We start from the raw sequence: 14,796 nt of genomic DNA, 5'->3' as shown, positions 1-14,796 counted from the left end.
TACTGCTCACTATTCTGCATTCCCTGCAGGCACCAAGATATCGCGATTCCCATTCGATTGCATAGTCGAGACCACACCGCTCTGCTCCATTTGCTCTAGCAAACGCGCGGCGCGATTGTAGCCTATGCGTAAATGACGCTGCACCAGAGAGATAGAAGCACGCCGGTTTTTTAACACGATCGCCACCGCCTGGTCGTACAAAGCATCGGCTTCATTTCCGCCCTCGCTGGCAGGCGCGCCATCAGCGCCCTCTTCTAGCACGCCTCCTTCTAAGATACCTTCTATGTAATTTGGTTCCCCTTGCGCTTTCAAATGCTTAACGACACGATGCACTTCTTCGTCCGAGACAAAGGCACCATGCACGCGCACTGGTAGGCCAGTACCAGGTGGCATATACAGCATGTCACCCATACCGAGTAAGGACTCGGCACCCATCTGATCCAGAATGGTGCGGGAGTCAATCTTACTGCTCACCTGAAAAGCGATACGGGTAGGAATATTCGCCTTGATCAAGCCAGTAATGACATCAACCGATGGGCGTTGTGTCGCTAAGATCAGATGCAAACCCGCGGCACGCGCCTTTTGTGCAATTCTTGCGATCAGCTCTTCCACTTTTTTACCAACAACCATCATCAAATCGGCTAATTCATCGATGATAATAACGATGGTAGGCAATTTCTCCAGTGGTTCGGGGGCATCGGGAGTGAGACTAAAAGGATTCGGGATATGTTCCTCACGTTTTTCCGCCTCAGCAATTTTGACGTTATATCCGGCTAGATTCCGCACACCTAGCTTAGACATTAATTTGTAACGTCGCTCCATTTCGGCAACCGCCCAATTTAGCGCGTGGGCCGCCTGGCGCATATCTGTCACTACTGGTGCTAGTAGATGAGGAATCCCTTCATACACGGACATTTCCAGCATCTTGGGATCGATCAAGATCATGCGCACATCATTGGGGTCCGACTTGTATAGCAGCGAAAGTATGGTCGCGTTAATCCCCACGGATTTTCCTGAGCCAGTGGTACCCGCCACCAATAAATGCGGCATCTTAGCCAAATCTGCAACCACGGGATGACCAGCAATATCTTTACCTAAAGCCACGGTCAAACTAGAACCACTATCGTTATAGACTTTCGAGCCCAAAATTTCTGTCAGACGTACGATTTGACGTTTGGGATTTGGCAATTCTAATCCCATGAAATTTTTACCCGGGATAGTCTCGACCACCCGTATCGAGGTTAACGACAGCGAGCGCGCTAAATCACGTGCCAAGCCAACGATCTGACTTCCTTTAACGCCAGTCGCAGGCTCGATTTCATAGCGGGTAATAACTGGCCCAGGATAGGCCGCAATGACCTTAGCTTCCACTCCAAAATCTGAGAGTTTCTTCTCGATCAAACGACTGGTAAATTCCAAAGTCTCTATGCTGACAGTCTCCTGCGTGACGGGCGCCTCATCCAAAAGCGACAAGGGCGGCAAATTACTGTCAGGCATATCATTAAACAAGGAGACCTGTCTTTCCTTCTCTATGCGTTCCGATTTTTGCACTGCCACCACTTGTGGCTCTATACGGATAGGTGGCGCTTCGATTATTTTCGCACGCTCCTGCACGACCACTTCCTGACGTTTTACGGCAGCTGTTTGCCCCACCCGTCTATCCTGCCTTGCCGTGTATTTATGGACGAAGAACTCAAATACCACTTCTATAGATTTACCGACATTTTCAGCTATCTGCAACCAGGACATCTGAAAATACAAACTTAAGCCTAGCGCGAATAAAAGTAAAAGCACCAAAGTCGAACCAGTATTGCCAAACTGAGTCAGCGCCAAGTGACCAATCACCTCACCCAGCACACCGCCAGGCGCCAAGGGCAAGGGGATACTCAAGCTATGCATACGTAAAGACTCTATCCCCATGCTCCCCATTAGCAGGAACGCGAAGCCAATTATTTGTATATATTTTTCATATTCATGAGCATCTTCTGCTTTTTCTTCGGACAAGAGTTGCCTCGATAGTTGTCGGTAATCCTTCCACACCAATCTAAGCAAAACCACGCTAAACCACCACGCAGACAAGCCAAATACATACAAAAAAACATCCGCAAACCAAGCTCCGGCTCGCCCACCTATATTATGAAACTTGAGCACCTCGCTCGCATGTGACCAGCCTGGGTCAAGTTTAGAATAAGTAAACAAGATCAGAACTAAATACGCACTCGAAGCTGCGAACGCTATCCATCGCACCTCAGCCAATAGATTGACAAGGCGATTTGGCATAGGTGGCGCAGGCTTATTATTGCGATCGCGGGTATAGGCTTCGTTGGTATTAGTCATAAATCATAAAGAAAACAGCCAGCCACGATTGTAGGGCAAAAACCCAGCTAAGATACACCTGTAATTTATTATCTTATTGAAACTAAACGACGCAAAACAAGTGTGCTAGCCTAGTCCCATATGCCCAAGCCATGGTATTCGTCTATAATTGCGCTCATCCTTATACAGCGATTCATATTCAGGGACTGATCTTGAAATCATTGAAATGGGCGCTATCTATTCCTTCAGCTTTCTGCACTTATCCATTAATTTAATCTCTTTATTCAGGCCTTATCATGTCGACTCCGAAACACGCTCACGTCTTAATTCTTGGTTCTGGTCCAGCGGGCTACTCGGCCGCCGTTTATGCCGCCCGCGCCAATCTAAAACCTGTGCTGATCACTGGAGTTGAGCAAGGCGGCCAATTAATGACAACTACTGACGTAGAAAATTGGCCAGCAGACCCACTGGGGGTGCAAGGTCCAGAGCTAATGCAAAGATTTCTCCAACACGCGGAGCGCTTTAATACAGAAATTATTTTTGACTATATTCACACTGCCAAATTAAATGAAAAACCTATACGCCTAATTGGTGATCAGGCCGAATATACCTGCGATTCATTAATTATCGCCACTGGCGCTTCGGCACAGTACCTAGGTTTGCCTTCCGAGCAGGCATTCATGGGTAAAGGTGTTTCTGCATGCGCAACTTGCGATGGCTTTTTTTATCGAGGCAAAGAAGTCGCCGTGGTCGGCGGGGGAAATACAGCGGTAGAAGAGGCGCTTTATCTGTCCAATATTGCCAGCAAAGTCACGGTAATACACCGACGTGACAAATTCCGTGCCGAGGCTATTTTAATTGACCGTTTAATGGCGAAGGTTGCTGAAGGCAAGGTAGAAATAAAATGGAACCACACTCTGGACGAAGTGATTGGTGACGACAGTGGCGTAACGGGTATACGTATCAAGTCCATGAGCAATGCAGAGACTAGCGCTATACCTTTACATGGTGTTTTCATCGCAATCGGTCACAAACCCAACACCAGTATATTTGATGGCCAATTAGAGATGCACAATGGCTACATCAAAACCAAAACAGGCACCGAGGGTATGGCAACCGCCACCAACGTTCCAGGTGTATTTGCCGCTGGCGACGTACAAGACCACGTTTACCGCCAAGCTATTACCAGTGCTGGTACCGGATGCATGGCGGCACTAGATGCCCAGCGCTTCCTGGAAGAGTAAGTTTTTTTAGACACTCCGCATGCCAAGCTCAATAAAAAATTTTGCTGACCTAAAAAATTTAGGTCAGCAATTAAAAAATCAGCAAGAACTCCGTCATAAGGCTGAACTCGAGCAAATAAAAAAATTAACCCTGGAAAAGCAAGAGGCGAATATTTTTCGCGCCACTGTTGGCAAACTCCAAGCGCTAAAAAACGAAGAAAAACATATCCCCTTAAGCAAGCGACCAGAACCAATTGCTTTTCAGCATTTGGCTGATGAGCGCTCGGCCTTGCAAGAATCACTGTCCGATGATTTTGACGCAGACTCTTTACTCGAAACCGATGAAGATCTCAGCTATACACGGCAAGGAATCGGGATAGACGTTGCAAAAAAACTGAGGAAAGGTCACTGGGTAATTCAGGCGGAGCTGGACTTACATGGAATGCGGCGCGATCAGGCACGAGATGCCTTAGCCGATTTTTTACGTCAATGTGGCCGCACAGGTAAGCGCTGTGTACGCATCATTCACGGCAAAGGTCTTGGCTCTATCAATAAAGAACCTGTACTAAAGAAAAAAGTCAGGAACTGGCTGATACAAAAAGATGAAGTTCTGGCATACAGTCAAGCCACCGCCGCAGACGGTGGCTCTGGAGCATTAATCGTTTTACTCAAAGCCTATTAAATAAATATCCAACTAATTACGGAATTTACCTTCTTTACTGATCACCGTCATATCGACATATTTAGAGCCATTGTGACTACTTGGTGAAAAGGCGACATCAAAGCCACCGGTATCATAGTTGCCAATATTAATAGTCTCTAAGGCGGAAATTAACCTATCCCGACTAAGATTTTTGCCGGCACGCTTCAAGCCCTCAACAAATACTTTGGCGGCGATAAATCCTTCCAGGCTAGAAAAATTCAAGTCTTGTATTCCTGCTTTATGCATGGCTTTTGTGTACTCAGCCACAATAGGCGTCGCCAAATGCCAAGGGAACGGAACTACTTGAGAAATAACAACGCCAGGCCCCTCTGCACCCAAGGTATCGGCCAAGGCTTTACTTCCTACGAACGATACATTGTAAAACTGCCCAGTATATCCAGCCTTACGCATCTCCTTGATGTAAGCAGAACAGGACGCATAGGCACTAATCTGTATGATTACGTCGGGCCGTTTAGGAAGTATTTTTTCCACCGCCTTAGCAACGTCTGTGCTATTTCTCTCTACAGTCGCCATTTCCAGCATAGGCACATTCATTTTTTTCAAGGCGCGCTCAACACCCGCGAGACCGGCCTTGCCGTAGGCATCATTTTGATAAAACACCGCAATATTTTTTAATCCGGTTTTTACCAAGCGATCAACCAAATGTTCAGTCTCATCAAAATAACTGGCCCGAATATTGAAAATTTGTTTATTGAATGGTTCTCGCAAAGATTGAGCACCTGTAAATGGCGCAAAAAACGGAACCTTTGCCTGGGTGAAGATAGGCAGAGCCGCATTACTAGTCGGAGTACCGACATAGCCAAACAGGGCAAAAACCTCATCAACCTCGATCAATTTTTTAGTATTTGCGGCAGCCAGATCTGCTTCATATTTATCATCGAGTTTTATTATTTCTATTTTCCGGCCAAACACCCCGCCTTGGGCGTTCACCTGATCAAAGTAGGTTTTCGCTCCGGTATGTAGTTGTATGCCTAATTGCGCTGCGGGACCTGAAAAAGCAGCGGATTGACCTAAAACGATCTTGTGATCGCTTATCCCAGCATCCGCTGATGCGGGAATCGCTAAAGCTGTCGCAGCTGCACCGACTAAGAGTCGGGACAAAAAAATACGCCTATCGTTCATGAATTTATACTCATAGATTTAAAAATTAAACAGCCTCGGGCCCTGTTTCACCGGTGCGAATACGAATTACTTGCTCAACGTTTTGTACAAAAATTTTACCATCACCGATTTTCCCTGTATGCGCAGCTTTAATAATCGCATCCACAACCTGATCGCAAATTTTGTCATCAACCACCACCTCAAGTTTTATCTTTGGCAGAAAATCGACCACATATTCAGCTCCACGGTACAGCTCAGTATGGCCTTTTTGACGCCCAAAACCCTTTACTTCCGCTACTGTTAAGCCAGTGACTCCGACCTCGGCTAAGGCCTCGCGAACTTCATCTAACTTAAATGGTTTAATCACTGCAGTAATCTGTTTCATTTTCACTCCTCAGGAAGATGCACTTCCAGCATAGATACTTCATATAAATATATCCGAATGGTGTTAAGCCTGTAGACATAACGCCCTTGCGAACTGTTTACTTATTACAAAAATTAAATTACAAAAATTAATCGCGAAATTTAGAAGTAATAGGATATCGCCAATCGCGACCGAATGCCCTATGGGTTACCCTTATTCCAACCGGCGACTGACGTCTTTTATACTCATTAATTTTAATCAAATGCGTAATGCGTTCGACGTCTTCAATTTTATATCCAGCCTCAACAATCTCGGCTCGAGATTTATTTTCTTCCATATACAGACGCATAATGCCATCCAAAATATCATAAGGAGGCAGCGAATCCTGATCGGTCTGATCGGGCCTTAATTCTGCGGAAGGTGCACGGGACAAAATACGCTCGGGTATAACTAAAGATAAGCTATTGCGATATTCACACAGGCGATATACCAAAGTTTTTGCGACATCCTTAATAACCGCAAAGCCGCCTGCCATATCGCCGTACAAGGTGCAATACCCAACCGCCATCTCACTTTTATTTCCGGTCGTCAATACAATTGAGCCATGCTTATTCGACAGCGCCATCAAAATCGTACCACGTATCCGCGCCTGTATATTTTCCTCGGTAGCATCCGCCGATAAGCCAGAAAACTCTTGCTCGAGCGTTGTATTAAAAGAAGCGAAGCAATCATTAATAGAGATTTCATCATAACGTACAGCAAGACGCTGAACCATATCGCGAGAGTCAAACAAAGAAATATCCGCTGTATACGGAGATGGCATCATTACCGCCCTAACCTTACCCGCTCCCAGCGCATCCACCGCAATCGCGAGCGTCAAGGCCGAATCTACACCACCAGACATCCCAATCAACACATGTGGAAAGCCATTTTTCGTGACGTAATCACGCACGCCTAACACCAAGGCTTGATAAATCTGCGTCTCCACACTTAAAACCGCTGTGATCTCTCCAGTCATTGGTGTTGCGCCGTCAAACACTATAACTTGCAAATCTTCCTCACAGTGTTTGAGGCTGGCGCAAAGCGCTCCGTCTTGACGCATTACAAAAGAATTGCCATCAAAAATAAGTTCATCCTGACCGCCAACCAAATTTGCGTAGACCAAAGACATTCCCTGCGCAGCCACATTTGCTCGCATAATCTCCAAGCGCTGATCAGGCCTACTCATATGAAAAGGAGATGCATTTGGGACTAATAAGACTTCCGCTCCGGCCATCCTAGCTTTACTCGGGGCATGAGGATGCCAGGTATCTTCGCAAATATTAATTCCGAATTTTGTTCCTTTTACTGAGAAGACGACAGGCTGATCCGATTCAACAAAATACCGCTTTTCGTCAAATACCATATCATTCGGTAGATCGCTTTTACAGTAGGTAACAGACACACTGCCGTTTAACAAAACAGAAACCGCATTAAAACGTAAGCCATTTTTTTCAAACGGATGGCCAACTAAAACATGGACATTAAGAAATTGCTGTAATTTAGTAGCTAAGTTCAGCAAAACCTCTGCGGTTTTTTCATAAAACGCAGGTCGTAACAATAGATCTTCCGGCGGATAACCGACCAAGGAAAGTTCAGGCGTGACGACAATATCGGCGCCCTGTTTAACCGCAGCATGTACGGCTTGAAAGATTTTTTCAGCATTGCCTAGCAGATCACCAACAATACTATTAATTTGGGAAATAGCAACTTTTACTGTCATAGTGGCTTACATCATCTTTAATCAGATATTTAATAATAGAAATGAACATTCCTACCGTGCAGACATATTATCGCATGAGCATCCTCAATTCTCTGAATGATGTTGGTCAGAAACAATGGGATGCATTAGTACAATCACAAAATAATGCGAATCCTTTTCTCTCGTTTGCATTTTTAAACGCCCTCCACGAATCAGGCTCAGCGTGCGAAAAAACGGGTTGGAAAATGTCTTACCTGTGTCTGTGGCAAGAAAATCAACTAGTTGCCTCTATCCCTTTATATGAAAAATACCATTCTTATGGTGAATATGTTTTCGACTGGGCCTGGGCGGATGCCTACCATAAGAGCGGACTCAATTATTATCCAAAATTACTCAGCGCCATTCCCTTTACACCCGTAAGCGGAAATCGTCTTATTGCCAAAGACGCTGCGGCGTGGCGCGCTTTATTGATTGAACTTATAAAATATCAACAATCTGGGAATTTCTCATCGACACATATACTGTTTCCGTCGAATCAAGAAACAGAGCTATTGGGTAAAACAGGATACTTAATACGTGAGGGAATCCAATTTCACTGGAAAAACAATAACTATTTAAACTTCGAAGAGTTTCTTGCAACGCTTGAGTCCAAAAAAAGAAAAAATATTCGCGCAGAGAGACGCAAGATCAAGCAAAGCGAAATTGAATTTGAGCATCTTAAGGGGAGCGAGATGACGCAACTCAACTGGGAAATTTTCAAACAGTGTTATGACCAGACTTACATCGAGCATCACTCCTCCCCCTATTTGAATCTTGATTTTTTTCATCGTATTGGCGCGACTATGCCAGAAAATATTCAACTCGTTTTTGCTAAAAAAAATGGCCGCACAATTGCAGCATCTTTATTAATACACGATGAGAAAACAGTTTTCGGACGCTACTGGGGTTGCCTGGAAACTATTCCCTGTCTTCATTTTGAGACCGCTTATTACCAAGCAATAGACTTTTGCATTAAAAATAAAATCGAAACGTTTGAGGGCGGAGCTCAAGGAGAGCATAAAATGGCACGCGGTTTTCTCCCTCAAAAAACATATTCAGCACATCACCTCAGCGATCCTAGATTCTCGAATGCTGTCGCCGAATATTTAGAAAGAGAAAAAGCAGGTATCGCCCATTATTTAACTGACCTAAATGAACATACACCATACAAAGTCATTTTCAGAGGCGAACTTACATAAGCTCACAAACAAAAGCTTGAAATTTCATGTCCGTCAAGGCATGCTGTGGAAATGATACCGAACACCAGTCTCCCAACTAATAGCAACGCAACTAGCCCTCCAATACGAAGAGTAGGACGCTTCTCCATTACCGAAAAATTAGGTAGCGGTTCAAACGGCACTGTGTATTTAGGGCATGATCCAGTAATCGACCGCGCTGTTGCGATTAAAGTTTTGTCTCCGGGTCTTGCAATTGTCGATAAAAAGCAGCGCGAACAACAATTCATCAATGAGGCGCGAGCAGCTGGAAGGCTATCCCATCCGAATATTGTTACTATTTACGATGCCTCTACTGAAGGTGGCACCACCTTTATCGCCATGGAATTCCTACATGGTAAAGACTTAAGAGAACTGATGGAAAGCGGCAAACGTTTCGACATCATCGAGACTGTTAATATCATTTGCAAAGTGGCCGAGGCATTAGCATACGCACACGAACATGGTGTTATTCATCGTGACATTAAGCCCGCGAATATTTTCATACTCACAAATAAACAACCCAAAGTACTTGATTTTGGGATCGCGCGCGCACCGAATCGTGTACTTGATGACAAAGGCAATCCCGCTGAGACCTTATTCAACAACAACATACTTGGCACACCCAATTACATGTCACGCGAACAGGCTTTAGGGCAGCAAGTTGATGCCTTAACCGATGTTTACTCACTCGGCGCTGTCATGTATGAGATGTTGACTATGCAGAAACCATTTCAGTCTCACAACATCGACAAATTACTTTACCAAATCGCCAATAAGACACCTAAAGCACCGATGGAAATTCGTCCAAGCATTCCGGAGAAATTGTCTTACATTACGATGAAGGCCATGCAAAAAGATCCAGTAGCTCGCTACAAAAATGCTGCAGAGATGGCACATGCATTGCAAAAAATAATCGCGCGAGATAATCGGCTTAAGCGCAATCGTCAAAATAACGACAAGTCTGTTGAGATTGGTGCATCGAAGAAACAAACCAAGAGCAGTCTATTTTGGCTAAGCTGCATTGCGTTAATAGTAGCGCTTGCTGCAATAGTTATAGTGACGCTTCGTTAAAGTTAAGATCGAAAAAAAAGGCACAGATATTGTGCCTTTTTTCCTTTTAAATGCGAATCTCAATCAGCATTTATTGCCAAATATTTATTCTTTGGATTTTTTGTAATTGGCGACACCATCAAGAATTTCTGTTTTTGCATCCTCCGGACCGCCCCAACCCTCAATCTTGACCCATTTACCTTTCTCCAAATCTTTATAGTGTTCGAAAAAATGCTGAATTTGGCGCAGGCGCAGTTCATTCATATCTTCAGGCTTCTGCCAGTGTGTATATATTGGCAAAATTTTATCAATAGGAACGGCTAAAACTTTACCGTCGCTACCGGCTTCATCCGTCATTTTCAATATCCCGATTGGGCGACAACGGACAACAACTCCTGGTATCAGTGGAAATGGTGTAATGACGAGTACATCAACCGGATCTCCATCGCCAGCGATCGTCTCAGGAACATAACCATAATTACATGGGTAATGCATCGCAGTACCCATAAAACGATCTACAAAAATCGCGCCCGACTCTTTATCAACTTCGTATTTAATCGGATCGGCATTCATCGGTATTTCGATGATCACGTTAAAATCGTTAGGAAGATCGCGACCAGCTGGGACTTTATTCAAGCTCATATTGCTCTTTCAATGTGAAAATTTGAGTTATCTCGGCGAGATTATATCTAGTTTTCCGTATAATTTGTGCATTGCAACAGCAACAAAGCTATTTCATAGTCGCAATCGCACATAAGCGGTAATGTTTTGCAGCCTCATCGGCCTGCCCTAAAGCCTCGTGCAACTGCCCCAGTTTAAGGTTTGCCTCACGGACAGTTCTTGATTCAACTGCATCAGATAAAGCTTGCTCAAGATGTCTTTGCGCCTTACCCCAGAGTTTTTGTTTAAAACACAGCACACCAAGTGTCAGCGCTAGTTCCGGATCATTTGGTCGCTCTTTCTTCCAATTCTCACAGTGTTCAATTTGAGTTAATAAAGAAGCCGCGCCTTCTGATGAGCAGGCATCCCGATAAACTCGCATTAATCGATCATCCCAGTTTTCGGTCAAAGCTTTTTCCACTATGATACGGGCATCGTCGTGCAATCCACTTGCATTAAAAAATGTCGCTCCCGTAAATGCGACGAATCGAGTTTTACGATCAGACGCTGGAATTTCAAACCATACACGACGTAAGGAGTCAGCATCGTGACTTTGATTTTTAAGCATGTCTTCATACGCCAATTCTCGCAAGCGGCTAGATAAGGCTGGATGCAATGCATGATGTTTATCCAGGGTGCGCACCAACTTCAAAACCTCGGGCCATTTCTTGGCTTGCTGATTCGCTTTCAAAGACCACCGTAAAACCTGAATGTGTCGAGTGCCACTCGCATTGAGTTCTTTCACAGCAGCCAAGGCGTCTTCGGCTTTATGCTGATCGACTAGCAATTCCGTCATACTAACTAGGCGCGCAGTCTTGTAACTGGTATCGCTCTCTATGCTAGAAAACCAAGTATCGCGTCGATCAAACTGACTCATAAAATGAGCTGCTCGAGCTCCAATCAAGGCTGCTACTGCCGCATTTTCTGGCAAATTTATCGCATTAGTTGCAGCCTTTTCAGCACGGCCAAAACGCCCTTCAAATAGAGCCTTTAGCGCCTCACGCAGTGCTTTATTGCTGTCTCTCTCACGTTTGTTTTTTCGGTAAGCCGCTACTTTCTGCGGCATTTCTTGCGTTGCAACCAAAGTACGCAATAAAAAATAAACTAGGACGAATAATAAGAGCGTCAGACACAGAAAAAAATTCAAAGATAAATCGACCCTATATGGCGGATAAAAAAACACCACATTTCCGGGATTAAAACGAGCACCTATCGCCAGACCAACTGCTAGAGAAAAGAGAATCAGAAGCCGAATAAAAATGCGCATATTATGGCTTCACCTTATAGTTACGAACTGCATTAAGGCTATCTGACAAAGTCGGCATTTCTATTGATAAATTACTCGCTTGAACTTGACGAAGTAAAGCTTGAACCGTTTGTGCTTGCTTAGCGCGGGTATCAAAATATTTGGTCAAGGCATCTTGGGCAGCAATCATGTCACTGCGAAACGCATCTTCATTGCGAGACAACAGCGCCAAGCGTGCATTCAATAAACGTAATTTAAGATTCTCACGTGCAAAATAGCCTTGCGATGGCGTCAGTAACAAAGCGTCTGGCGTTTCAACATTACGAACCCGCATTAACTGCTTAACTTCTATCAACATTTCGCTGAAAAAACTCTGCCAGGCATCCTGGATCCGCATACTCCAGCCATTTTCTGGCACATCTTCGCTACCTTGTTTGCTACCGCTTTTTGAATTTGAACTCGGCGCCTTGGGTAAAACACGCAATGGTGCTTTCGGTGCCAGCCCTGTCGCGACCACTTTTTCATCGGACCATAGTGGAATATGATCAACCTGTGCGATCACACTATCGAGACGCAAAGCCACACCAGTTAAATCCAAAGCAGGCAAAGACTTCAGTTTTTCTACGTCTTTGGCAATCGCACGGCGGATAGAAATAAATTGCGGCTTTTCTGATTTAGCTAAACGGCTATCTGCATTTTGCAATGCGATAATCGCTCCTTGAACGTTGCCGGCCAATTGCAATTGTTGACTAGCAGTCGCTAATACTTGCTCAATTTCTGCCAAAGCCCATTCATCACGATTTTTGGATAAATCTTGATATAGCTGTTCGAGTGCCAACTGTTGGCTCTGCGCCTCACTTTGCTTACCTTCTAAAACCGCAACTTTAGCTTGGATTTCTTTCGATCCATCGTACACAGTTTTGGCAAGCAGTTTAGTCTCGCTACTATTGGTTTCAGCGCGCTGCAAACGCAGAGCGAGCTCTTCTCGCAAACTAGAGATCTGGGTTTGCGATGTCCACCAGTGGACACCTAACAAAACCGTCACCGCTCCTAACATCAGATAAACGGGTTGTGTCCAAACTATTTTTGGGCTGTTGGTAGTATCGGATAAAACAGCTGCTGCCAGCTGCTTTGAAGCCGAATCGGTCGAATTGGCCGTCGATGCGGCGTCGTGGGGTAATTGCTGTTCGCTCATAGTTCAGATTGTAACGCGACAAGCAGACGTTCGTCGCCTGATCCTGTCAGTGTAATGGATAAAAATCCAAGTATTTTTGCAGTTTCTGCGATCCGAGCATGCGGAACCAGTATTTGCTGGCGTTGCATTTTTGCCACGCCATTTTCAAAATCAATTTGCTCGGCCCACGAGAGCATGGTTTTCAGCACTTCAGAACTAGTGACTACCCATGTGTTTTTCTGAGAAAGTAAGCTGTTCAACTGGCTCTGCCGTTGTGCATTAAACTCTGGCGCCTTGCGACAATAAGCGGCAACTTGAACCACTGCAATAGATTTAGCTCTGAGCGCGTCCGCCAACAATTCCCGACCAGTCTCACCGCGTATGATTAATACACTGCGTGCTTTCAACCCATCCAGATCAAGTTCGTCCAACAAGGTTTCCGAGTCCGTGCGTTCAGGATTCGTTGGGCTGATGATATGTGCATTGATATCTGTAATGCCATGCGCAGCCAACGCGGCACGACTGCCCGCCCCCATCACTGCAATCGTCACACTCTGCGGCCAGCTCTGTATATACGAAAATACGGCATTGACTGCATTCGGACTAACAAAAGCAACCATAGCGAAATCCCTTAACCTCGCTAAAATTGCTCTTAACTGCGTATCATCAGCCAGTGCATGAATTTCCAGCATCGGAAATATTTCTGGCTTACGGCCAATTGCCTTTACTTGCTCGGAAAACCCCTTGGCTTGCGCGAGTGGTCGAGTAATGACGACAGCCTCAACTTGCACAATACTCTTCTTACTATCCGGCATTAAATCAGATTTTAATTCGTGCATCGAATTCAATTTACTCTGTAATTTGCTCTTTACACACCGCCAAGATCGCCTCAGCATCCTGCGCCGACAATGCCTGAACGACTTCTAATCCAAGCTCCAGATACATTTCAGACTTACCGTGAACCTCAGCACTAACAACACGTGTGCCGTCAGGAGTCGCGACCATGGCTCGCAAATGCATCATGCCGTCGTGCACGGTCGCAAAAGCTGCCAGTGGTATCTGGCAACTCCCTCCAAACGCCTTCGATACTGAACGTTCTGCACTTACTGCTTGCGAAGTGGGTAAATGATTCAACGGAGCCAAACAAGCCAATAAATCAGGTCGATTAGCGGCGACCTCGATCGCCATCGCACCTTGGCCAGCGGCCGGCAAACTTTGCTCCGGTGCGATGAATGCACGTATTCTTTCTGGCAGCCCCAGTCGTTTCAAGCCAGCCGCAGCCAAAATAATTGCCGCGTAATCGCCTTGATCTAGCTTGCGCAAACGGGTATCGAGGTTGCCGCGAAGTGGATGTATAACTAAGTGCGGATAGCGCGCTGTGATAAGTGCCTGGCGCCGCAAACTACTAGTACCAACCACAGCACCGGCCGGCAAATCATCCAGAGAGGCATAGTCATTCGAAACAAAAGCATCACGGGGGTCCTCACGTTCCAGAATTGCCGCCAATGCATAGCCCTCAGGCAAATCCATAGGGACATCCTTCAAGGAATGCACCGCAAAATCGGCGCGCCCTTCTGCCATGGCCACTTCCAGCTCTTTGACAAAAAGCCCTTTACCACCAACCTTAGAGAGCGCTCGATCAAGAATTTGATCACCGCGCGTGGTCATACCCAAAATTTCTATAGTACATGCCGGATACAAGGCCACTAATTGATCTCGCACATGTTCGGCCTGCCACATGGCCAAACGACTTTCACGCGAGGCAATGATCAATTTTGTCGGCGGAGAATAGGTCGAAACGATTGCTGTCATTTTTCAATTAAAGTATAAATATTTGAAACTTAATTTTACCACGCAGCAGCATCCTTTCCTTGACAAAAAAGCGCTGCAGACGGCATTATGCGGATATGAATCAAGCAAAACCACTTTCAAATTTATGCT

Annotated in this window: 13 protein-coding genes; 4 read left to right on the top strand and 9 right to left on the bottom strand. The window is 45.3% G+C overall.

Annotated elements, in window-relative coordinates:
* Window positions 1-9: 9 nt before the first annotated feature.
* Complete coding sequence (locus tag EJN92_RS18395; RefSeq protein WP_126129154.1) at window positions 10-2,337, bottom strand: DNA translocase FtsK; 2,328 nt, start codon at window positions 2,335-2,337, stop codon at window positions 10-12.
* Window positions 2,338-2,612: 275 nt separating this feature from the next.
* On the opposite strand from EJN92_RS18395, the gene trxB reads away from it, so the two are divergent.
* Window positions 2,613-3,560 carry a thioredoxin-disulfide reductase gene (gene trxB, locus EJN92_RS18390; protein ID WP_126129153.1) on the top strand — a complete coding sequence of 316 codons (948 nt, stop codon included), beginning with the start codon at window positions 2,613-2,615 and terminating at the stop codon, window positions 3,558-3,560.
* A 19-nt stretch (window positions 3,561-3,579) separates the two neighbouring features.
* Entirely contained in the window at window positions 3,580-4,221 is a 642-nt protein-coding gene (locus EJN92_RS18385; protein WP_126129152.1) for a Smr/MutS family protein, read from the top strand.
* Window positions 4,222-4,233: 12 nt separating this feature from the next.
* Here the strand turns inward: EJN92_RS18385 and EJN92_RS18380 are convergent, their stop codons facing one another.
* From EJN92_RS18380 to EJN92_RS18370, 3 genes are all read right to left on the bottom strand, one after another.
* The gene (locus tag EJN92_RS18380; protein WP_126129151.1) at window positions 4,234-5,385 is read right to left on the bottom strand and encodes an ABC transporter substrate-binding protein; all 1,152 of its coding nucleotides are present in this window, start codon (window positions 5,383-5,385) and stop codon (window positions 4,234-4,236) included.
* Window positions 5,386-5,410: 25 nt separating this feature from the next.
* Window positions 5,411-5,749 carry a P-II family nitrogen regulator gene (locus EJN92_RS18375; protein ID WP_126129150.1) on the bottom strand — a complete coding sequence of 113 codons (339 nt, stop codon included), beginning with the start codon at window positions 5,747-5,749 and terminating at the stop codon, window positions 5,411-5,413.
* A 127-nt stretch (window positions 5,750-5,876) separates the two neighbouring features.
* Window positions 5,877-7,490, bottom strand: coding sequence for an NAD+ synthase (locus EJN92_RS18370; protein WP_126129149.1), 1,614 nt, complete (start codon window positions 7,488-7,490; stop codon window positions 5,877-5,879).
* A 41-nt stretch (window positions 7,491-7,531) separates the two neighbouring features.
* On the opposite strand from EJN92_RS18370, the gene EJN92_RS18365 reads away from it, so the two are divergent.
* A complete protein-coding gene (locus EJN92_RS18365; RefSeq protein WP_126129148.1) occupies window positions 7,532-8,707 on the top strand; it encodes a GNAT family N-acetyltransferase in 1,176 nt (391 codons plus the stop codon).
* 51 nt (window positions 8,708-8,758) lie between these two features.
* Window positions 8,759-9,796, top strand: coding sequence for a serine/threonine protein kinase (locus EJN92_RS18360; RefSeq protein ID WP_126129147.1), 1,038 nt, complete (start codon window positions 8,759-8,761; stop codon window positions 9,794-9,796).
* A gap of 84 nt (window positions 9,797-9,880) precedes the next feature.
* Here the strand turns inward: EJN92_RS18360 and ppa are convergent, their stop codons facing one another.
* The 5 genes from ppa to hemC form a co-directional block, all read right to left on the bottom strand.
* A complete protein-coding gene (gene ppa / locus EJN92_RS18355; protein ID WP_126129146.1) occupies window positions 9,881-10,417 on the bottom strand; it encodes an inorganic diphosphatase in 537 nt (178 codons plus the stop codon).
* A gap of 88 nt (window positions 10,418-10,505) precedes the next feature.
* A complete protein-coding gene (locus tag EJN92_RS18350) occupies window positions 10,506-11,702 on the bottom strand; it encodes a heme biosynthesis protein HemY (RefSeq protein ID WP_126129145.1) in 1,197 nt (398 codons plus the stop codon).
* A gap of 1 nt (window position 11,703) precedes the next feature.
* Window positions 11,704-12,876: a uroporphyrinogen-III C-methyltransferase gene (locus EJN92_RS18345; protein WP_126129144.1), complete on the bottom strand. Its 1,173-nt coding sequence runs from the start codon at window positions 12,874-12,876 to the stop codon at window positions 11,704-11,706.
* Window positions 12,873-13,694, bottom strand: coding sequence for a uroporphyrinogen-III synthase (locus EJN92_RS18340; RefSeq protein ID WP_227869601.1), 822 nt, complete (start codon window positions 13,692-13,694; stop codon window positions 12,873-12,875). The genes EJN92_RS18345 and EJN92_RS18340 overlap by 4 nt, the downstream gene beginning before the upstream one ends.
* Window positions 13,695-13,704: 10 nt before the next feature.
* Window positions 13,705-14,667, bottom strand: a complete 963-nt coding sequence (hemC, locus tag EJN92_RS18335) for a hydroxymethylbilane synthase (protein WP_126129143.1) — start codon at window positions 14,665-14,667, stop codon at window positions 13,705-13,707.
* Window positions 14,668-14,796 lie beyond the last annotated feature (129 nt).

Origin of the sequence: Undibacterium parvum, assembly GCF_003955735.1 — a bacterium.
Lineage (GTDB): Bacteria > Pseudomonadota > Gammaproteobacteria > Burkholderiales > Burkholderiaceae_D > Undibacterium > Undibacterium parvum.
Note: the sequence above shows the minus strand (reverse complement) of the source record. Positions and strands in the feature narration are given on the sequence as shown.